This window comes from Pseudomonas putida, from assembly GCF_028682175.1.
Taxonomy (GTDB): Bacteria; Pseudomonadota; Gammaproteobacteria; order Pseudomonadales; family Pseudomonadaceae; genus Aquipseudomonas; species Aquipseudomonas putida_AD.
Genome location: NZ_JANHKS010000008.1, coordinates 77,567 through 97,924 on the forward strand (window position 1 = coordinate 77,567; position 20,358 = coordinate 97,924).

Sequence of the window (20,358 nt, forward strand, 5' to 3'; positions counted from 1 at the left end):
AGCCGTCACGTGATCCCATTGTGAGCCTTTCTCCCCTCGACAACCCTTTCTATTACCTGGAAAACTTCCGCCAGGTGTTGAGCTGGATCGGCCAGCGCTACGGCGATCTGCTGATCGATGAGGAGCACGCTTTCATCGCCACCTTCGCGCGCCTGCCGCAACCGGCCCAGGCGCTGCTGGTGAGAATGGTGATGCGCAAGGGCACATTGTTCCGCGCCAGCAAACTGGACTACACCGAGATTGGCGATGCTCGCCTGGCCGTGGTGCCGCTGATCGAATGCGGCTGGGTCGATGGTCAGCCGCCTCTGGACCTCCCGGCGCTGTTTGCCCTGTTGCGCAAGGACGAACTGGCCCAGTGCTTCAAGGCGCACGACGTCAGAAGCTCGGAGAAGAAGGCCGACCTGCTGCAGCGTCTGCTGCCTGATTACCAAGTTACGCAGCCTCTGACGCAATGGTTTTCGAGCCTGGACGAGGCGATCTTCGCGCTGCAAGTCATGCCCTTGTGCGATCGTCTGCGGCTGTTGTACTTCGGCAACCTCTATCAGGAATGGTCGGAGTTCGTGCTGGCGGATCTGGGGATCTATCGCTACGAAAAAGTCGAGTTTTCTGTCGAGTCCCGGGGCATCAGCCAGCGGGCGGACATCGACACCTGCCTGCATCTTCACAGCTGTCGTCAGGCGCTGGACGAGGAGGGTGAACTGCAAGCTCTGGCTGACCAGGCGCTGGCGATTTCAACTGACAACCCGTGGCTGGCCATGCGTCGGGCCAAGCTGTTGTTCCAGATCGGCTATCAGGCTGAGCGTGAGCAGGATTGGCCGCTGGCGCTGAGCGTTTATGTGCAGTCCAGTTATCCGGGGGCCCGGGTGCGCAGGATCCGGGTGCTTGAGCGCGCCGGGCAATTCGTCGAAGCCATGGCGCTGCTGAACATTGCCGAGGCGGCGCCGGAGAACGACGAAGAAACCCAGCACCTGCTGCGCATCGCCCCACGCCTGCAGCGCAAGCTGGGGCAGGGCAGCACAAAGCGCAAGGCGGCGCGAGTCGTCACCCGGCTGGATTTGAGCGTGGTGCCGTTGCCTGATTGCAGTGTCGAGCAGTTGATTGGGCAGCATCTGGCTGAAGCGGGCAGCGAGGTGCATTACGTGGAGAATGCGCTCATCAATTCGTTGTTCGGATTGTTGTGCTGGCCGGCGATTTTCGCGCCGCTGCCGGGGGCGTTTTTTCACCCGTTTCACAGTGCGCCGAGTGATCTGTACAGCCCGGATTTCTATCAGCGTCGCGCCGGGGCGTTCGATGGCTGTCTGGCGGCGCTGTCGGACGGCCGTTATCAGGCGCTTATCCGGCAGAACTATGTGGACAAGTTCGGTTTGCAATCGCCGTTCGTGTTCTGGGGCGCGCTGACGCCAGAGCTGCTTGAAACAGCGCTGCATTGCCTGCCTGTTCAGCATTTGGAGCGCTGGTTCCGCCGCTTGCTGCAGGACATCAAGGCCAACCGCACAGGCATGCCCGACCTGATCCAGTTTTATCCCGAGCAACGCAGCTACCGCATGATCGAGGTCAAGGGCCCCGGCGACCGCTTGCAGGACAACCAGTTGCGCTGGCTGGATTTCTGCGCCGAACACGGCATGCCGGTGGTGGTGTGTTATGTGCAGTGGGCCGAAGAATCCGCCCTGGCCGGGTGATGCGGCGACCATGAGGACGCCCCCGCGGGCAAGCCCGGCTGCTACGGGTTTGTGGTTTGCCCCGGTTCCGCTTCTGGCCGAAGGCCGTAGCAGCACGGCTTGCCGGCGGGGCGATTTCGAAAACGCCGACGCCGGCAAGCCGGACTGCTACGGGTTTGTGGTGTGCCCCGGTTGCGCTTCTGGCCGAAGTCCGTAGCAGCACGGCTTGCCGGCGGGGCGATTTCGAAGACGCCGACGCCGGCAAGCCGGACTGCTACGGGTTTGTGGTGCGCCCCGGTTCCGCTTCTGGCCGAAGGCCGTAGCAGTCCGGCTTGCCGGCGTGACGTTTTCAGGGGTGTCGCCGGATCCGCCTACCGTTTGACCTTCTTCGGCGGCGAGGGCAATGGTGCGAACAAAGCTTCGATGTCTTCGTCCTGAAGTTTCCAGTCGCCGCTGACCCGGCCGTCGAGCACGCCTGCGGCCAGTGCCGATTTTTCCTTTTGCAGGTGCTGGATCTTTTCTTCCACCGTGCCCTTGGCGATCAGCTTGTAGACGAACACCGGTTTCTCCTGGCCGATGCGGTACGCCCGGTCGGTCGCCTGGTTCTCCGCCGCCGGGTTCCACCAGGGGTCGTAGTGAATCACCGTGTCGGCAGCGGTCAGGTTCAACCCGGTGCCACCGGCCTTGAGGCTGATGAGGAAAATCGAGCGCTTGCCGCTCTGGAAATCCTGCACCGGGGTGCGGCGGTCCTTGGTGCGGCCGGTCAGCAGGGCGTATTCGACGCCGCGCTGTTGCAGCTCCGCCTCGATCAGCTCCAGCATCGAGGTGAACTGAGAGAACAGCAGGATCTTGCGATTCTCCGCCAGCAACTCTTCGAGCATGTCCATTAGGCTTTGCAGCTTGGCCGAGCTTGAATGGCGGCTGTTCACCGGCACGCTGTTGACCAGACGCAAATCGCAACAGACCTGACGCAATTTGAGCAACGCCTCCAGGATGATGATCTGGCTGCGCGCCACGCCCTTGCGGATGATCTCTTCGCGGACCTTCTTGTCCATCGCCAGACGCATGGTTTCGTACACGTCGCGCTGGGCGTCGTTGAGTTCGACCCAATGCACGATCTCGGTCTTGGGCGGCAGTTCGGTCGCGACCTGCTCCTTGGTGCGGCGCAGCAGGAACGGCTTGATTCGCGCGTTCAGGTGCTCAAGGCGCGCCTCGTTGCCGGACTTCTCGATGGGCGTGCGGTAGTTGCTGTTGAACTGCTTGGCATCGCCCAGCCAACCCGGCATCAGGAAATGAAACAGCGACCACAGCTCGCCCAGGTGATTCTCCAGCGGCGTGCCGGACAGGCACAGGCGTTGCCGGGCATTGAGCTGGCGCGCGGCTTGGGCAGCCTTGCTGTTGGGGTTCTTGATGTACTGCGCTTCATCGAGCACCAGCACATGCAGCAACTGTTTGCTCAGAAGCTCCACGTCACGCGGCAGCAGGGCATAGGTGGTGAGAATCAGGTCGTAGTCCTGCAGGCTCTCGTATTCCTGATGCCGATTGGCGCCGTACAGCGCCAGCACCTTGAGCTGCGGCGTGAAGTGTTTGGCCTCGTCCAGCCAGTTGGGGATCAGGCTGGTGGGCATCACCGCTAGCGCCGGTCGGTCGAGGCGCCCGGCCTGTTTTTCCACCAACAGATGCGCGAGGGTCTGCAGGGTCTTGCCCAGGCCCATGTCATCGGCCAGCACGCCGCCGACTTCCAGCTCGCGCAACGCCTGCATCCAGCTCAGGCCTTCGAGTTGGTAGGGCCGCAGCGTGGCGTTGAGGCCTTGCGGAATCTGGACCTTGGCGTCCTTGATGTTGACCAGCCGCTCGGAGAACTGCCGCAGGCGGTCGCCGCCTTGCCACACCAGCGGCAGGTCGTCGAGTTGCTTGAGGCGCGTGGCGTCGGCCGTGTTCAGGCGAATAGCGTCGTTGCCTTCCTCGCGCCAGTAGAAATCGCCAAGGGTCGCCAGCACGTTTTTCAGCCGGCCATAGGGCAGGGCGACCTGGATCGGGCCGCCACCGCGCTGGGTGAAGTGATTCAACTGCACCAGCAGCTGTTCGTCGTCGCGACGCTTGGCGATGCCGCTGGCGGTCATCAATTCGGGATGCGTGCGCAGCAGGTTGATCAGGATCGGCAGCAGACTCAGGCGCTCGCCGTTGACGATGATTCCCAGTTCCAGGTCGAACCAATCGTGCTCGGGCTCTTCATCGACCACCGCGTACCAGTCGTCGACCGGCGTCACGTCAAAGCCGAACTCTTCGTTCATCTCCACGTGCCAGCCATCGGCACGCAAGGTCGGCAGTTCATCGAGCATGAAGCTCAGCCAGGCCTTGTCGGTAGGCAGCTCGAACATTTCCCCGGCGCTGTCGGGCAACGCTTTGCTCTGGCGTGTGGCGATGCGAAAGCCGATCTCCTGCAGCTGCTTGCGGTACTGGTTTTCGCGGTCCAGATGGCGGCGCAGGCGCAGGGTTTCCTCGGGCAGGTGGCGCACGATATCGCTGGAGCGGCCCGGGGCTGGCACGCCCGAGGTGTAGAACTCCTCGTAGCGGAAAGCCAGGGCGGCGCGGTGCTGGATATGCCGCTGCATCTTGCCGTTGCGCGGCTCGTAGGCGCTGAACTCGAAACTGGCGAGGATCAGCCGTGGTACGGGCTGGATGTCGTCGATGATGCGTTCCGGCAGCGCGGGCTTTTCCTCGGCCTTGGGCGCACGCGATGCGCTGTCGCGCTCGACGGCGGCGAGGATGCCGGATTTGTTCTCCGGGTCCTGCAGGAAGAACAGCGCCGCCGCACAGTGCTTGCAGTTATTCCTGACAGGGCAGGTGCACTTGCCGATGACGAAATTGCGCGTGCGCTCGGGGTCCTTGAATTGCAGGGTCTGGGTGTAGATCTCAAGGCTCGAGCCGCGGCACACGGTGCGCACCAGGTCGGCGCTCAGGTGCTGCAGCGCCACGCGTTTCTGCCGGGCATAGTCATGCCCGCGTTCCACGCTCTGAGCCTTGAATAGCGGTTCCCATGGCAGGGCCAGGGCTTTTTCCAATAGGGATGACACGTCTTGCCCTACGTCAACGCGGTGCTTGAAGAGGAGAAACCTTGATCAGCATGGCCAGGCTCCCGTTGTCCAGGTAGGTCAATTCGCCGTTCCTGACCCGGGTCGCCTGGCGCATGCGTTCGCTGGTCACCAGCACGCCATGATCGTCCAGCTGATTGACCCAGAAGTTGGCGTCGATATCCGTAAAGCGCGCCAGGCCCAGGCTCACCGTACCCTCGATGGGGAAGTGGCCGAACTGCTCGGTGCCGCTGCTGATCGCCACCTTGCTCGGGGTGGCGCTCAGTTGTTGTTGCCAGGCGCGGTGCAGCAGCACCTTGTAGCCTTCGCTGGCTTTCAATTTGTCGACCAGCGCGTCCAGTGCGGTGGTGGTCTGGTTATCGGCTCCCAGCTTCTGCGCGCCGGCGGCCCAGTCTTCGGGGGCCGCCTGATTGGTCGCGGCAGGCTCGCCGCTCTGGCGGAACAGGATCAGTTCCACCTGATAGGCGCCATCGGCGAATGCCGCAGGGGCGATCAGCACCAGCAGCAGGGTGAACGTGTGAAGCAGACGCATGTACTTTCCTTAAGCCGATTTTTTAGGGGGCAGCGGGGTCAGCCGCTCGAACAGCGCTTCGAGCGTGTTGAAGCGCTCCTCGGGACGCTCCATCGGCACCATGAACTTGAACAGCGTGGCACCTTCGAACTTGTAGCGTTTGGGTTGCCCCTGAATCAGCTTGATCAACGTCAACGGGTCTACTGGAGTATCGGCGGCGAATTCGATTCGTCCACCTTGCGGGCCCGCATCGACCTTCTTGATGCCCAGTTGCTCGGCCTTGAGCTTGAGCGCGGTCATGCGCACCAGGTTCTTGGTCGGCTCCGGCAGCAGGCCAAAGCGGTCGATCATTTCCACTTGCAGGTCCTTGAGGCCTTCCTCGTCGGCGGCGTTGGCGATGCGTTTGTAGAGAATCAGCCGCGCGTGGACATCCGGCAGATAGTCCTCGGGAATCAGCCCCGGCACCCGCAGGTTGATTTCCGGGCCACCGCCCAGCGGCTGCTCCAGGTTCGGCTGCTCGCCCTTGCGGATCGACTTCACCGCGCGCTCGAGCATTTCCATGTAGAGGGTGAAACCCACGGCCTGGATCTGCCCGCTCTGGCCTTCGCCCAGCAATTCGCCCGCGCCACGGATTTCCAGGTCGTTGGTGGCCAGCACGAAGCCCGCGCCCAGGTCCTGGGTATTGGCAATCGCCTCCAGGCGTTTTTCGGCATCCGGGGTGATCTGTTTGCGCGGCGGCGTCAGCAGGTAGGCGTAGGCCTGGTGGTGACTGCGCCCGACCCGGCCGCGCAACTGGTGCAGCTGGGCCAGGCCGAACTTGTCGGCACGCTCGATGATGATGGTGTTGGCGCTCGGCACGTCGATGCCGGTCTCGATGATGGTCGAGGCGATCAGCACGTTGAAGCGCTTGTGGTAGAAGTCGCTCATGACCTGTTCCAGGTCACGCTCGTGCATCTGCCCGTGGCCGATACCGATCCGCGCCTCGGGCACCAGTTCAGCGAGGTCGGCGGCGCATTTCTCGATGCTCTTCACATCGTTGTGGAGGTAGTACACCTGACCGCCGCGCAACAGCTCGCGCAGCAGCGCCTCTTTCACCGTGGGCTTGTTCTGCTCCATGACAAAGGTGCGCACCGACAGGCGCCGGGCAGGCGGGGTAGCGATGATCGACAGGTCGCGCATGCCGGCCACGGCCATGTTCAGGGTGCGCGGAATCGGCGTGGCGGTCAGGGTCAGGATGTCGACCTCGCTGCGCAGGGCCTTGAGCTGTTCCTTCTGACGCACACCGAAGCGGTGCTCTTCGTCGATGATGACCAGCCCCAGGTTCTTGACCTTGACGTCGTCCTGCAACAGCTTGTGGGTGCCGATGACGATGTCGATCTTGCCCTCGGCCAGGTCTGCCACGGCGGCGTTGATTTCCTTGGCCGATTTGAAGCGGCTCATCACCTCGACGCGCACTGGCCAGTCGGCGAAGCGGTCGCGGAAACTGTTGTAGTGCTGCTGGGCGAGTAGGGTGGTCGGCACCAGGATCGCCACCTGCTTGCCGCCATGCACGGCGATGAACGCCGCACGCATGGCCACTTCGGTCTTGCCGAAGCCGACGTCACCGCAGACCAGGCGGTCCATCGGCTTGGGCGCGAGCATGTCGGCGCGCACCGCTTCGATGGTGGTCTGCTGGTCCGGGGTTTCTTCGAACGGGAAACCGGCGCTGAAGGTTTCGTAGTCAAGCTTGGGATCGGCAAACGCATAGCCTTCGCGTGCGGCGCGGCGGGCGTAGATGTCCAACAGTTCGGCGGCGACGTCGCGCACCTGCTCGGCGGCCTTGCGCTTGGCTTTCTGCCAGGCCTCGGAGCCCAGGCGATGCAGCGGCGCCAGTTCGTCATCGCTGCCGGTATAACGCGCGATCAGGTGCAGGTTGGCCACCGGCACGTACAGCTTGGCCTCTTCGGCGTAGGCGAGCATGAGGAATTCGGCGACCTGGTTTTCCACCTCCAGCGTCGCCAGGCCCAGGTAGCGGCCCACGCCGTGGTCGATGTGCACCACCGGCGCGCCTTCGCGCAGCTCGGCCAGGTTCTTGATGACCGCATCGCTTGAATGGCCGTCGGCGCGTTTTTCGCGGCGCCGACGCTGCATGACGCGCTGCCCGAACAGCGGGCTTTCGGCGACCAGGGCGAGCGCCGGCTGACCCAGCATCAGGCCTTCGTCCAGCGGCGCGATGGTGATCGCCAGGCGCTCTTTGCTGTCGACGAATTCCTGCCAGCTGTCGAGGGTTTTCGGGCGCAGCTTCAGGCGTTCGAGCAACTCCAGCAGCACTTCGCGACGCCCGGCCGATTCTGCGGTGAACAGCACGCGGCCGGGGAATTCGTCGAGGAAATTCGAAAGCGCCGCCAGCGGCTGGCTGGTCTTGGCCTCGATGGCCAGGTCCGGCAACGCACGGCCCGGAAAGCGCTCGCGGCCCACGCCGGTGTCGACGTCGTCCTGGCTTGCAACGATGCGCGGCCAGCTTTTCAGGCGCGCGAAGCAGTCCTCGACCGGCAGGAACAGCTCGGCGGGGGGCAGCAGCGGCCGGTCGGGGTCGACGCGGCGTTCTTCGTAACGGTTGCGCACATCCTTCCAGAAGGTTTCTGCCGCCTGCTCGATGCCCGGCAGCGAGAACACCTGGGTGTCCTGGGGCAGGTAGTCGAAGAGGGTCGAGGTTTCTTCGAAGAACAGCGGAATGTAGTACTCGATCCCCGCCGGGGTGATGCCGCTGTTCAAGTCCTGGAAGATCGGGCTGCGGCGGAAATCGACATCGAAGCGTTCGCGAAAGCGCGCCTTGAAACGGGTGACCGCTTCTTTCTGCAGCGGGAACTCCTTGGCCGGCAGCAGGCGTACCGAATCGACCTTGTCGATGGAACGCTGGGTTTCCGGCTCAAAGGTGCGCAGGGTTTCGATTTCGTCATCGAACAGGTCGATCCGGTAGGGCAGTTTGCTGCCCATCGGAAAGAGGTCGATCAGCGCGCCGCGCACGGTGAATTCGCCGTGCTCGTACACCGTATCGACGTAGCGATAGCCGCTGGCTTCGAGCCGCGTGCGCATCAGCTCCACGTCCAGCTTCTGGCCGACGTCCAGCACCAGGCTGCTGCCGAGCAGGAACTTGGTCGGCGCCAGGCGGTGCAGGGCGGTGGTGATCGGCACCACCAGCACGCCGTGATCCAGCTCCGGCAGCCGGTAAAGGCTGGCGATGCGCTGGGAGATGATGTCCTGGTGGGGCGAGAACAGATCGTACGGCAGGGTTTCCCAGTCAGGGAAATGCAGCACCGGCAGTTCGGGGGCGAAGAACTTCAGTTCCTGCTCCAGCCGCTCGGCGCTCTGGCTGTCGGCGGTCAAAAGCAGGGTGAAGCGTTTCGCGGCGCTGGCCGCCTCGGCAATGGCAAGGCTTTGAGCGGCACCGGGCAGGTTGCCCCAATGTTGTTTGCCAGTGGCGGCAGGAAGATTCGGCAGGCGCAGGACGGGCACGTTAGATAGAGCTCCAGGCGTTGCGGCAAAGCCTGTGATTGTAACTAAATCGGGAATCCGCTGTCAGTTTTGTGCTCGCCTTTATAGGTGCCAAATTATGTAGTGCCCGGCAACATGAAAACTCCGGATTGCTCATAAACAAAGGCTTGGGCATAATGTAGTCCCTTTTTTCAGCCCCTACATGTGGAAGGTTCCCGTGACTCAGAAGCCCGACCAGTGTCTTGGTGAATGGATCGATCGTGAAGCGCTCGCCGAAGCGATGATCCCTCTTATCGGTCAGCTCTACCGCAACAACAATGTGGTGAGTTCGATCTATGGCCGCACTCTGATCAACCGTTCAGTCATCGCAATTCTCAAGGCACACCGCTTTGCGCGTCATCGTCAGGCCGACGCGACCGAATTGTCCGTGCACGAGACTTTCCCGCTCATCAAAGCGATGAGCGAGCTCAAACTGGGTGCCGCTTCGGTGGACCTGGGCAAGCTGGCCGTCAAATACAAGGCCGAGGCCAACGGCCGCACCGCCGAGCAGTTTGTACGTGAAGAAATGGCCGAGATCGTGGGCCAGCAGAATTCCGGCGCGCGCAAGGGCACTGACGTCGTGCTGTACGGTTTCGGCCGTATCGGTCGTCTGCTGGCACGCATCCTGATCGAAAAAACCGGTGGTGGCGACGGCCTGCGCCTGCGCGCCATCGTCGTGCGCAAGGGCGCCGAGAACGACCTGCTCAAGCGCGCCAGCCTGCTGCGTCGTGACTCGGTGCACGGTCCGTTCGACGGCACCATCACCATCGACGAAGCCAACAGCACCATCACCGCCAACGGCAACCTGATCCAGGTGATCTACGCCAAGAACCCTACCGAGGTGGACTACACCCAGTACGGTATCAAGGACGCGCTGCTGGTCGACAACACCGGCGTATGGCGTGATGCCGATGGCCTGGGCCAGCACCTGCAGTGCCCGGGCATCGACCGCGTCGTGCTGACCGCGCCTGGCAAGGGCAAGCTGAAGAACATCGTTCACGGCATCAACCACCAGCAGATCACCGCTGACGACAAGATCGTTTCCGCGGCCTCCTGCACCACCAACGCCATCGTGCCGGTGCTCAAGGCGGTCAACGACAAGTTCGGCATCGTCAACGGTCACGTTGAAACGGTTCACTCGTACACCAACGACCAGAACCTGATCGACAACTTCCACAAGGGCGACCGCCGTGGCCGTAGTGCCGCGCTGAACATGGTCATCACCGAAACCGGCGCCGCCACTGCCGCTGCCAAGGCACTGCCTGAGCTGGCCGGCAAGCTGACCGGCAACGCGATCCGTGTACCGACGCCGAACGTGTCGATGGCGATCCTGAACCTGAACCTGGGTACTGCTACCTCTCGCGAAGAAATCAACGAATACCTGCGCGAAACCGCGCTGTACTCGGACCTGCACAAGCAGATCGACTTCGTGAACTCCCAGGAAGTGGTCTCCACCGACTTCGTAGGCTCGCGCCACGCCGGTGTGGTCGACGCCGAAGCGACCATCTGCATGGATAACCGTGTTGTACTGTACGTCTGGTACGACAACGAATTCGGTTACAGCTGCCAGGTAGTGCGCGTGATGGAAGACATGGCCGGTGTAAACCCGCCTGCATTCCCGAAGTAACGCGAAAAGCAGCTGCAAGCGGCAAGTTTTAAACTGCAAGCTGAAGCAAAAAAACGCCCCGACATGTTCGGGGCGTTTTTGTTCGTGTCTGATTTTCAAGGGAGCGCCAGCGCGCACCAGTCCCGTAGGAGCGCGCTTGCCCGCGACTGCGATCTGTCTGCACCTCCATCTGCAACTGACCCACCGCCATCGCGGGCAAGCGCGCTCCTACGGATGTGTGTTGTGAGGTGGTGGTGGGTGCAACCCCAACCCCGTAGCAGCACGGCTTGCCGGCGGGGGCGTCCTCGAAATCGCCCCCGCCTCCTGGGTTGCCCTCGGGCCTGTAGGAGCGCGCTTGCCCGCGACTGCGATCTGTCTGCACCTCCATCTGCAACTGACCCACCGCTATCGCGGGCAAGCGCGCTCCTACGGATCTGTGGTGTGAGGTGGTGGTGGGTACATCCCCAACCCCGTAGCAGCACGGCTTGCCGGCGGGGCAATTTCAAGGGCGCCCCCGCCAGCAAGCCGTGCTGCTACGGGACGGTGTGAAGCAGGCATAAATACAAACGCCCCGAACTTGTCGGGGCGTTTGCGTTTCTGCTTCTAACTTGCAGCTTGTGGCTTGCAACTTGCCGCTGCAGTTACCCCGCGACGGCTTCCATGCGCGCCTGGCCGCCCTTGCGGAACAGCACCAAGGTGGCGATCAGTCCCAGGACGGCGGCGCCGCTCAGCCAGATGCCGGGGGCTGCCTTGTTGTCCAGCACGTGGATCAGGTAGGTACAGGCCGCCGGGGTGAAGCCGCCGAAGGTGGCGGTGGCCAGGCTGTAGGCCAGGGAGAAGCCAGTGGTGCGTACTTCGACCGGCATGATCTCGGTCAGCGAAACCACCATCGCACCGTTGTACGAACCGTACAGGAACGACAGCCACAGCTCGACCATCAGCAGGTTGGCGAAGCTCGGGTTGGCGGTCAGCCAGGACAGGGCAGGGTAGGCCGTGACGATGGCCAGGATGGTCGCGGCCAGCAGCAGCGGTTTACGACCGATCTTGTCCGACACCGCGCCCATCACCGGCAGCCAGATGAAGTTCGAGATACCCACGCACACGGTCACCAGCAGGCTGTCCAGGTCAGACAGGTGCAGTTCGTTCTTGCCGAAGGTCGGGGTGTAGGCGGTGATCAGGTAGAACGACACGGTGGTCATGACCACCAGCGCCATGCCGGCGATGACCACACCGAAGTTGGACCCGATGGACTTCATCACCTCGCCCATGGTCGGACGGTGTTTGCGCGCACGGGCTTCGAACTCAGGGGTTTCTTCCAGCGAGCGACGGATGATGAAGATCGCCGGAACGATCATGCAACCCACCAGGAACGGCACGCGCCAGCCCCACTGGCCCATGTCTTCAGGCGTCAGCCAATGGTTCAGGCCAACACCCAGGAGGCCTGCGAACACCACGGCTGCTTGCTGGCTAGCAGACTGCCAGCTCACGAAGAAGCCTTTGCGGCCCGGCGTCGAGATCTCGGCCAGGTACACCGACACACCGCCCAGTTCCACACCGGCAGAGAAGCCTTGCAGCAAGCGGCCGATCAGCACCAGCAACGGCGCCGCGACGCCCAGGGTCGCGTAACCCGGTACGAAGGCGATCAGCAGGGTGCCCATGGCCATCAGGGCCAGGGTGATGATCAGGCCTTTCTTGCGGCCGTGGTGGTCGATGTAGGCGCCGAGGAAAATCGCGCCCAGCGGACGCATCAGGAAGCCGGCACCGAAGGTGGCCAGCGAGAGCATCAGCGAGGCGAATTCGCTGTCGGCAGGGAAGAAAGCCTTGGCAATGGCAGTGGCGTAGAAGCCGTACACCATAAAGTCAAACATTTCAAGGAAGTTGCCGCTGACAACGCGAAATATCGCCTTGCCTTTGCCTGTGTTCGAGGCCATTTGGAAATACTCACTCAATGCGTCTAGCTAGGGGGATCCGTTGTATTTATGCGTCCTCTCATGCGGAGTCGGAGCTTGGCCTCCCACGCCGCATATTTGTAACGATATGTGTAAAAGTGGCGGATAGCAATCAGAAGACACTTATCATGCTGCGCCGTTCCGGGGTGGCATGGGCTTATTTGAGCAGCGCTTCACGCAGGTCGGCGGACAGGCCGTCCGGAGCCAGCCAGATCGCGAAATACACCTTGGCAAGCTCCGCATCGGCGCTGGCGAAGATCACTTTGCCGTTGCGGGTGAGGTTCAAACCGTCGCTGCGGTTCCAGCTCAGGTCGTAGCGATCGCCGTCCTTGATGTCCCGAAAGCTGTTGTGCAGGCGATCGAGTTCGGGCTTGAGGCGTTTCAGGGCTTGCGCAGGCTGCTGTTTTTCAAGCGCAACGTTGGCGGCCTTGATGACGTCCTCGCGGTCGATGTCGCGAAAGTAATACAGCTCAAGCTTTTGCGGCGTCTGCGAAAAGGCGGCCTGCCGGGCAGAAACCGAGGGTTCGGCATAGAAAGCCGCGGCGTACACGTCCGTCCACAAGTAAGTGAGGATTGCCTGATTCTTGCGCTCGAGCACCGGAGACTGGCCCTCGAGCCGGGCTGGAAAGTCGGCCTTTTTCAGCAGGTCCGCGTGAGAGGCCAAGGCGAGAGGGCTGGCAATGAGGCCCAGGACGAGTATCCAGTGAGTCAGGCGGTGGCGCATGGGTAGGGCCTTGTGTGCGGTCGAGTGTGTAAGGGTATGTCAGATTGGCCGCCGCCGGGCGTCAGCGCAAAAATCCCCACAAAGCGTACGCAAACCCACAAAATCTCAGCTTTTATTGGGATTCCCACCGCGTAGGGATTTATCATCCGCACACTTTGGCGTCTGAACGGCTGTTGAGGCCGATCAAATGCCACGTCACGCAGCCAGAATTGGCATGTGACACGACCAAGGGTTAATGTTCCCCGCGACGCGAGACGTTTAGACTGCGCCGCGAGTTTCGATTCTTCATGCCGCCAGCCGCGGCATGATCCAGCCGGAGACGCCAGAGTGGCGTCTCGGCCTGTTCTGAGGAGTACGCATGGCTGTCTACAACTACGACGTAGTGGTGCTGGGTTCCGGCCCGGCTGGGGAAGGCGCGGCAATGAACGCCGCCAAGGCTGGGCGCAAGGTGGCGATGGTCGACAGCCGTCGCCAGGTCGGCGGCAACTGCACCCACCTGGGCACGATCCCGTCCAAGGCACTGCGTCACTCGGTCAAGCAGATCATCCAGTTCAACACCAACCCGATGTTCCGGGCCATTGGCGAACCGCGCTGGTTCTCCTTCCCGGACGTGCTGAAAAGCGCCGAAAAGGTCATCAACAAGCAGGTGGCCTCGCGCACCGGTTATTACGCACGCAACCGTGTCGACGTGTTCTTCGGCACCGGCAGCTTTGCTGACGAACGCAGCGTCGATGTGGTCTGCAACACCGGCGTGGTAGAAAAGCTGGTCGCCAACCAGATCATCATCGCCACCGGTTCGCGCCCTTATCGCCCGGCCGATATCGATTTTTCCCACAAGCGTATCTACGACAGCGACACCATCCTCAGCCTGAACCACACCCCGCGTAAGCTGATTATCTACGGCGCAGGCGTGATCGGCTGTGAATATGCGTCGATCTTCAGCGGTCTGGGGGTGGACGTCGAATTGATCGACAACCGCGACCAGTTGCTGAGCTTCCTCGACGCGGAAATTTCCCAGGGCCTGAGCTACCACTTCAGCAACAACAACGTGATGGTTCGCCACAACGAAGAGTACGAGCGGGTCGAAGGCCTGGAAAACGGCGTGATCCTGCACCTCAAATCTGGCAAGAAGGTCAAGGCCGACGCCTTGCTGTGGTGTAACGGTCGGACCGGCAACACCGACAAGCTGGGTCTGGAAAACGTCGGCATCAAGGCCAACGGTCGTGGTCAGATCGAGGTCGACGAGGAATACCGCACCAGCAAGCCGAACATCTATGGCGCCGGTGACGTGATCGGCTGGCCAAGCCTGGCCAGTGCGGCCTACGACCAGGGCCGTTCGGCCTCGGGCAAGGCGGTGGACAACGGCACCTGGCGGTTCGTCAACGACGTGCCGACCGGCATCTACACGATTCCGGAAATCAGCTCGATCGGCCAGAACGAACACGACCTGACCCAGGCAAAAATCCCGTACGAAGTGGGCAAGGCGTTCTTCAAGAGCATGGCTCGCGCGCAGATCTCCAACGAGCCGGTGGGCATGTTGAAGATCCTGTTCCACCGCGAAACCCTGGAAATCCTCGGCGTGCATTGCTTCGGCGACCAGGCGTCGGAGATCGTACACATCGGCCAGGCGATCATGAACCAGCCGGGTGAGGCGAACTCGATCAAGTACTTCGTCAACACCACCTTCAACTACCCGACCATGGCCGAAGCCTATCGGGTAGCGGCGTACGACGGCCTCAACCGGCTTTTTTGAGCGGCTCCGGCCGGTGGCCTGAGCCGGCCGGGGAGACCGATTTCAGTAATTCCCGAGGGTGGCGCTGGCCAAACCGGGAAAGTCTGTAATCAGGCTGTCAACGCCGAAGTCGGCGAGTCTGCGCATCAGCGCAGGCTCGTTGACTGTCCACACCGACACATGCAGGCCCTGATTCTGGGCTCGCTTCAGGCGCTCGGGCGTGCACAGCGTCCAGTTCAGCGCAAGAATCTCACAGCCGTAGCTCTGCGCGACCTTAAGCGGATCCAGCCAGGCATACTCCGCCACCAGTCCTCGCGACACATCCGGTGTCAATTCCAGTGCAGCCCCCAACACTTCCCTCGAACTCGAGGTGATGGTGATCTTGTCCAGCAAGCCATGACGCTGGGCCATCTCGCGAATCGCCAGCACCGTGGTCGCCGAGCGGGTGCGTGACGCGCTTTTGACCTCCAGTTGCCAATGATCGAAATCGCACTGCTCGAACAGTTCTTCCAGGCGCGGAATCGGGCATGGCTGCACCCAGCCAGGGCCACCCTTGCGGGCGTCGTAGGTCACAAGGTCGGCGGCGTCATGCTCGACCACCTTGCCGCGCCGGTCGGTGGTGCGTTTGAGGGTCGGGTCGTGGATGACCATCAGTTCGCCGTCGCGGGACAGGTGCAGGTCCAGTTCGCAACGCTTGACCCCATGCTTGAGGCATTCCTTGAAGCTGGTCAGGGTGTTTTCCGGTGCTTCGCCCTTGGCGCCGCGGTGGCCGTAGATTAGGGTCACAAATGCTCCTTCGATAACGCGCCTTGAGGCTGAAAATCAGGTGGGATCGGGATTGCTCTGCTCTCGGGCAAGCCTGCGCTGGGCGGCTTGTCGTTGCAGGATGTGTCTGGCCAGCAACTGGCGCTGGGCGTCGGAGAGGTCGACCCATTCGGTGCCCACCTCGAAGTCGCCGATCTTCAGCGAATGGCACTGGGTCACCCGGGCGCGCAGCATCATGCCGGAGGCCTGTGGCATCAGCACCATCTTGACCGACAGCAGGGTGTCGACCGGGAAGGGGCGGTGGGATTCGAACTGCAGCCCGCCCTCGGACATGATGACCTTTTGCGGCGCGCCCAGCTTGCCCAGCACGGTCTGCGCGACCACCTGGCCGAGCAGGTCGATGCGCTTGCTCATGGCCCGCAGGAAGCTGTTGGTGGTGCGGTCACGGTCATCGAGCTGGCGCAGCAGATGCTGGGATTCGAACTCGGCCACGTGCAGTTCGCTCAGCAGATCGAACAGCGTGGAGCTGTCGTTGTGCGCGTGTTCGTCCAGGGTACCGGAGGCTGGAATGCGTTGAATTTCCAGTGCGACGCTGTCCTCGATACGGTAGTATTCGCGGCGTTCTTCTTCATCTAGTGTCGGCATGGCGAACCCATGGTAGCGGCGGTTGTCAGAGTGATTGCGCTTGAATCGCGGCTCATTGATTCGAGTGTAAAGCCGCAGGCCCAGGCCCGCCACAAGGACGTTCCCATTCCTTTGAACAAGCCCTTACATGTTCAGACCTCTTTTTGTTTTCATCGGCACGCGTTACACCCGTGCAAAACGCCGTAACCATTTTGTCTCCTTCATTTCCCTGACGTCGATGATCGGGCTCGCCCTGGGCGTCGTGGTGATGATAGTCGTGTTATCGGTCATGAACGGCTTCGATCACGAGATGCGTACCCGGGTTCTCGGCATGGTTCCACACGCGACCATCGAATCCGGCGAGCCGATAAACGACTGGCAGAACCTCGCTGCGCGGGTCAAACAGAACCCGCAGGTCGAGGCCGTCGCGCCGTTCACCCAGATGCAGGGCCTGCTGACCAACAATGGCAACGTGCAGAAAATCCTGCTCAATGCCATCGACCCGGTTCAGGAACGCAAAGTTTCGATTATCGACGGCTTCATGAAACAGGGTCATCTTGACGATCTGGTGTCAGGCGGCTTCGGTGTGGTCATCGGCGACAAGGCTGCGGCCAAGCTCGGCGTGGGCATCGGCGACAAGGTGACGTTCGTGTCGCCCGAAGTCACGGTCACGCCTGCCGGGATGTTCCCGCGCATGAAGCGCTTCACCGTGGTCGGCATCTTCCACGTCGGCGCCGGCGAGCTGGACGGCTATCTGGGGGTGACCAACCTTCAGGACCTGGCGCGCCTGCATCGCTGGAAGCCCGATCAGGTGCAGGGCCTGCGCCTGAAGTTCACCGACCTGTTCAAGGCGCCGCGCACCGCCTACGAAATTGCCCAGAACCTGGGCGACCACCAGTACTACTCCCGTGACTGGACCCGCACCCACGGCAACCTGTACCAGGCCATCGGCATGGAGAAATCCATCATCGGCCTGCTGCTGTTGCTGATCGTGGCGGTGGCGGCGTTCAACATCATTTCGACCCTGGTGATGGTGGTCAACGACAAGCGCGGTGACATCGCGATCCTGCGCACCCTGGGTGCGACGCCGGGCCAGATCATGCGCATTTTCATGGTTCAGGGTACGGTGATCGGCGTGGTCGGCACGTTGGTCGGCGCCGGTGTCGGCATTCTTGCGGCGCTGAACGTCAGTTCCGCGATTTCGGCGCTCGAAGGCCTGATCGGCCACAAGTTTCTCAACGCGGATGTCTATTTCATCGACTATCTGCCCTCGCAATTGATGACCGAAGACGTGCTGCTGGTGTGCGGCGCGGCGCTGGTCCTGAGTTTCCTCGCCACCCTGTATCCAGCCTGGCGTGCGGCGCGCACCCAGCCGGCAGAGGCGTTACGTTATGAGTGAGTCGGGCATGAGTGATAAAGCTGTTCTGAGTTGCCGCAACCTGGGCAAGTCCTACGAGGAAGGCCCTGAATCGGTAGTGGTGCTGTCCGGTCTGCAACTGGAACTGCATCCGGGCGAGCGCGTGGCGATCGTCGGCAGTTCGGGTTCGGGCAAGAGTACCTTGCTGAACCTGCTCGGCGGCCTGGACACACCCACCGAGGGCAGCGTCTGGCTGGCCGGTGAGGAGTTGTCGGCGCTGAACGAAAAGGCCCGGGGCCTGCTGCGTAACCGGGCGCTGGGTTTCGTCTACCAGTTCCACCACCTGCTGCCCGAGTTCACGGCGCTGGAAAACGTCTGCATGCCGCTGCTGATCGGCAAGACCTCGATCCCCGAAGCCCGCCAGCGCGCCACGGCGCTCCTGGAGCGTGTAGGGCTTGCGCACCGTCTGGCGCACAAGCCTTCGGAGCTGTCCGGCGGCGAACGCCAGCGTGTGGCGATTGCCCGCGCGCTGGTCAACCAGCCGGGCCTGGTGATGCTCGACGAGCCGACCGGCAACCTCGACTCCCACACCGCCCAAGGCATCCAGGACCTGATGCTGGAACTCAGCACCTCGTCGCGCACCGCGTTCCTGGTGGTGACCCACGACATGACTCTGGCGCGCCAGATGGACCGCGTGTGGCGTCTGGAAGAAGGCCGTCTGGTCGAGGCGTGATGTTTTCAGCCCTTTCGGGGGCTTCATTTTCAGCTACGGTGCTTCACCCATGTTCAGACCGTTATCCATCTTTATCGGCGCGCGCTACACCCGGGCCAAGCGGCGCAACCACTTCATCTCGTTCATTTCGATGACCTCGATGATCGGCCTTGCGCTGGGCGTCCTGGCCATGATCGTGGTGCTGTCCGTGATGAACGGTTTCCAGAAGGAAATGAGTTCACGCATTCTGGGCATGGTGCCCCACGCGGTGATCGATGGCGTCAAGCCGCTCGACGACTGGAAACCTGCCGCCGACGCCGCGTTGAAGAACCCGCAGGTCACCGCCGCCGTGCCATTCACGCAAATGGACGGCATGCTTTCCTACAAGGGTTCGATGCAGCCTATCGAGATCAATGGCGTAGACCCTGCGCTGGAATCCCAGGTGTCCATCGTCACCCAGCACATCGTTCAGGGCCGCCTGCAGGATTTGAAAGCAGGCGAGTACGGCGTGGTGATCGGTGAAATCACCGCGCGGCGCTTTCGCTTGAACGTTGGCGACAAGATCACCCTGATCGTCCCGGAAATCAGCAGCGATCCGGGTGGCATCACCCCGCGTCTGCAACGCCTGACGGTGGTTGGCGTGTTCAAGGTCGGCGCCGAGCTGGACGGCTCCATGGCCTTGGTCAACGTGGCCGACGCCGCCACCATCAAGCGCTGGCAGCCCAATCAGGTGCAGGGTGTTCGCCTGGCCCTGACCGATCTATACGCCGCGCCGCAAGTCTCGGCGGCCATCGCAGGTAACCTGGGCGCGGACTACAAGGCCGATGACTGGACCCACACCCAGGGCAGCCTGTTCAGCGCCATGAAAATGGAAAAGACCATGATTGGCCTGCTGTTGCTGATGATCGTCGCGGTGGCGGCCTTCAACATCATCGCCACGCTGATCATGGTGGTGAACGACAAGGGCGCCGACATCGCGATCCTGCGCACCATCGGCGCGACGCCGCGTCAGATCATGGCCATCTTCATGGTGCAGGGCACTGTGATTGGTGTGGTTGGCACCCTGATCGGCGGCGTGCTGGGCGTGATTGCGGCGATCAACGTCAGCCAGTTGGTGGGTTGGGTAGAACGCGTCACCGGACAGCACATCTTCACCTCGGACGTGTACTTCATCAGCAACCTGCCATCGCAACTGGAAGGCAGTGATGTGGTGATGATTTGCGCTGCGGGGCTGATTCTCAGCTTCCTGGCGACCATCTATCCGGCGTACCGCGCCTCGCAGATCCAGCCAGCCCACGCGCTGCGCTACGAGTAAATCCGCCGGTCAATGCCCCATCAGCCAGTGTTGATGGGGCCCCGGTAGCGTCCACAGCCCGAACAGAATCACCAGCAGCCCGCCGGCCATCCGCACCCCACGCTTGCGCAGCAACGCAGTGGTGCGCTCGGCGGCAAGGCCGGTGGCCAGCAGCACCGGCCAGGTGCCAATCCCGAACGCCAGCATCAGCAGTGCACTGTGCAGCGCATCGCCTTGGCTTGCCGTCCACAGCAGCGTGCTGTAGACCAGTCCGCACGGCAGCCAGCCCCACAGCGCACCGAGCAGAAGGGCGCGTGGCGTGCTCGACACCGGCAGCAAGCGGCTGGCGACGGGCTGGATGTAGCGCCACAGCCAGCGTCCCAGGCCTTCGATGCGCGTCAGGCCGCTCCACCATCCCGCCAGGTACAGGCCCATGCAGATCAGCAGCAGGGCAGCGATGACTCGCAGCAGCATCGCGCCAGGGCTGTTGGCCACGGCCCAGCCGGCGAGGCCGATGAGCAGGCCCGCGCAGGCGTAGCTGAAAACCCGCCCCAGGTTGTAGGCCACCAGCAGGCGCAAGCGTCGGCTGCGTTGTTCGGCCGGGATCGCCATGGTCAGCGCACCCATCAAGCCACCGCACATCCCCAGGCAATGCCCGCCACCGAGCAGGCCGAGGATCAGCGCGGAGAGGAGTTGGGGGAGGAGGTCAGGCATTGGGGTGGTCCAGGGCTTTGCGGGTGAATGTTCCGACGTCTTCGCGAGCAAGCTCGCTCCCACAGTGGATGTGCGTAGAGTCACAAAATCTTGCCGTGCCCGGG

Annotated in this window: 14 protein-coding genes; 6 read left to right on the forward strand and 8 right to left on the reverse strand. The window is 62.4% G+C overall.

All coding sequences use genetic code 11. The annotated features are described in order from the left end of the window. The first annotated feature begins 20 nt into the window (after window positions 1–20). Entirely contained in the window at window positions 21–1,679 is a 1,659-nt protein-coding gene (locus NPS29_RS08265; protein WP_274131901.1) for a VRR-NUC domain-containing protein, read from the forward strand. A gap of 350 nt (window positions 1,680–2,029) precedes the next feature. On the opposite strand, the gene NPS29_RS08270 is transcribed toward NPS29_RS08265, so the two are convergent. The 3 genes from NPS29_RS08270 to mfd are packed head-to-tail and all read right to left on the reverse strand — an operon-like array spanning window position 2,030 to window position 8,759. Then, window positions 2,030–4,735 (reverse strand): DEAD/DEAH box helicase, encoded by a 2,706-nt coding sequence (locus tag NPS29_RS08270; protein ID WP_274131902.1) that lies wholly within the window; start codon window positions 4,733–4,735, stop codon window positions 2,030–2,032. Between the two features lie 13 nt (window positions 4,736–4,748). Next, complete coding sequence (locus NPS29_RS08275; protein ID WP_274131904.1) at window positions 4,749–5,285, reverse strand: CsiV family protein; 537 nt, start codon at window positions 5,283–5,285, stop codon at window positions 4,749–4,751. A 9-nt stretch (window positions 5,286–5,294) separates the two neighbouring features. Continuing rightward, window positions 5,295–8,759: a transcription-repair coupling factor gene (gene mfd / locus NPS29_RS08280; protein WP_274131906.1), complete on the reverse strand. Its 3,465-nt coding sequence runs from the start codon at window positions 8,757–8,759 to the stop codon at window positions 5,295–5,297. 181 nt (window positions 8,760–8,940) lie between these two features. On the opposite strand from mfd, the gene NPS29_RS08285 reads away from it, so the two are divergent. Then, window positions 8,941–10,404 carry a glyceraldehyde-3-phosphate dehydrogenase gene (locus tag NPS29_RS08285; RefSeq protein ID WP_274131907.1) on the forward strand — a complete coding sequence of 488 codons (1,464 nt, stop codon included), beginning with the start codon at window positions 8,941–8,943 and terminating at the stop codon, window positions 10,402–10,404. A 620-nt stretch (window positions 10,405–11,024) separates the two neighbouring features. On the opposite strand, the gene NPS29_RS08290 is transcribed toward NPS29_RS08285, so the two are convergent. After that, window positions 11,025–12,314: an MFS transporter gene (locus NPS29_RS08290; RefSeq protein ID WP_274131908.1), complete on the reverse strand. Its 1,290-nt coding sequence runs from the start codon at window positions 12,312–12,314 to the stop codon at window positions 11,025–11,027. 175 nt (window positions 12,315–12,489) lie between these two features. Next, window positions 12,490–13,044, reverse strand: coding sequence for a chalcone isomerase family protein (locus NPS29_RS08295; RefSeq protein ID WP_425312468.1), 555 nt, complete (start codon window positions 13,042–13,044; stop codon window positions 12,490–12,492). 370 nt (window positions 13,045–13,414) lie between these two features. Here NPS29_RS08295 and sthA point away from each other — a divergent pair, with 370 nt between their 5' ends. Beyond that, window positions 13,415–14,809, forward strand: coding sequence for a Si-specific NAD(P)(+) transhydrogenase (sthA, locus tag NPS29_RS08300; protein ID WP_274131912.1), 1,395 nt, complete (start codon window positions 13,415–13,417; stop codon window positions 14,807–14,809). Window positions 14,810–14,851: 42 nt separating this feature from the next. On the opposite strand, the gene NPS29_RS08305 is transcribed toward sthA, so the two are convergent. Further along, the gene (locus tag NPS29_RS08305; RefSeq protein WP_274131914.1) at window positions 14,852–15,574 is read right to left on the reverse strand and encodes a glycerophosphodiester phosphodiesterase; all 723 of its coding nucleotides are present in this window, start codon (window positions 15,572–15,574) and stop codon (window positions 14,852–14,854) included. Window positions 15,575–15,610: 36 nt separating this feature from the next. Then, the gene (locus NPS29_RS08310; RefSeq protein WP_274131916.1) at window positions 15,611–16,198 is read right to left on the reverse strand and encodes a PilZ domain-containing protein; all 588 of its coding nucleotides are present in this window, start codon (window positions 16,196–16,198) and stop codon (window positions 15,611–15,613) included. Between the two features lie 127 nt (window positions 16,199–16,325). On the opposite strand from NPS29_RS08310, the gene NPS29_RS08315 reads away from it, so the two are divergent. The 3 genes from NPS29_RS08315 to NPS29_RS08325 are packed head-to-tail and all read left to right on the forward strand — an operon-like array spanning window position 16,326 to window position 19,561. Then, window positions 16,326–17,576, forward strand: coding sequence for a lipoprotein-releasing ABC transporter permease subunit (locus tag NPS29_RS08315; protein WP_274131917.1), 1,251 nt, complete (start codon window positions 16,326–16,328; stop codon window positions 17,574–17,576). A gap of 7 nt (window positions 17,577–17,583) precedes the next feature. Further along, complete coding sequence (gene lolD / locus NPS29_RS08320) at window positions 17,584–18,267, forward strand: lipoprotein-releasing ABC transporter ATP-binding protein LolD (protein WP_274131918.1); 684 nt, start codon at window positions 17,584–17,586, stop codon at window positions 18,265–18,267. A 49-nt stretch (window positions 18,268–18,316) separates the two neighbouring features. Then, window positions 18,317–19,561, forward strand: coding sequence for a lipoprotein-releasing ABC transporter permease subunit (locus NPS29_RS08325; protein WP_274131919.1), 1,245 nt, complete (start codon window positions 18,317–18,319; stop codon window positions 19,559–19,561). A 9-nt stretch (window positions 19,562–19,570) separates the two neighbouring features. Here NPS29_RS08325 and NPS29_RS08330 read toward each other — a convergent pair whose 3' ends face one another. Next, window positions 19,571–20,254 (reverse strand): sulfite exporter TauE/SafE family protein, encoded by a 684-nt coding sequence (locus NPS29_RS08330; protein ID WP_274131920.1) that lies wholly within the window; start codon window positions 20,252–20,254, stop codon window positions 19,571–19,573. Window positions 20,255–20,358: the final 104 nt, after the last annotated feature.

Bases quoted from the DNA above. Each gene is read 5' to 3' on its own strand.
- NPS29_RS08330 (WP_274131920.1), bottom strand. From the start codon at position 20,254: ATGCCTGACCTCCTCCCCCAACTCCTCTCCGCGCTGATCCTCGGCCTG.
- NPS29_RS08315 (WP_274131917.1), top strand. From the start codon at position 16,326: ATGTTCAGACCTCTTTTTGTTTTCATCGGCACGCGTTACACCCGTGCA.
- NPS29_RS08275 (WP_274131904.1), bottom strand. From the start codon at position 5,285: ATGCGTCTGCTTCACACGTTCACCCTGCTGCTGGTGCTGATCGCCCCT.
- sthA (WP_274131912.1), top strand. From the start codon at position 13,415: ATGGCTGTCTACAACTACGACGTAGTGGTGCTGGGTTCCGGCCCGGCT.
- lolD (WP_274131918.1), top strand. From the start codon at position 17,584: ATGAGTGATAAAGCTGTTCTGAGTTGCCGCAACCTGGGCAAGTCCTAC.
- NPS29_RS08310 (WP_274131916.1), bottom strand. From the start codon at position 16,198: ATGCCGACACTAGATGAAGAAGAACGCCGCGAATACTACCGTATCGAG.
- NPS29_RS08290 (WP_274131908.1), bottom strand. From the start codon at position 12,314: ATGGCCTCGAACACAGGCAAAGGCAAGGCGATATTTCGCGTTGTCAGC.
- NPS29_RS08325 (WP_274131919.1), top strand. From the start codon at position 18,317: ATGTTCAGACCGTTATCCATCTTTATCGGCGCGCGCTACACCCGGGCC.
- NPS29_RS08285 (WP_274131907.1), top strand. From the start codon at position 8,941: ATGTGGAAGGTTCCCGTGACTCAGAAGCCCGACCAGTGTCTTGGTGAA.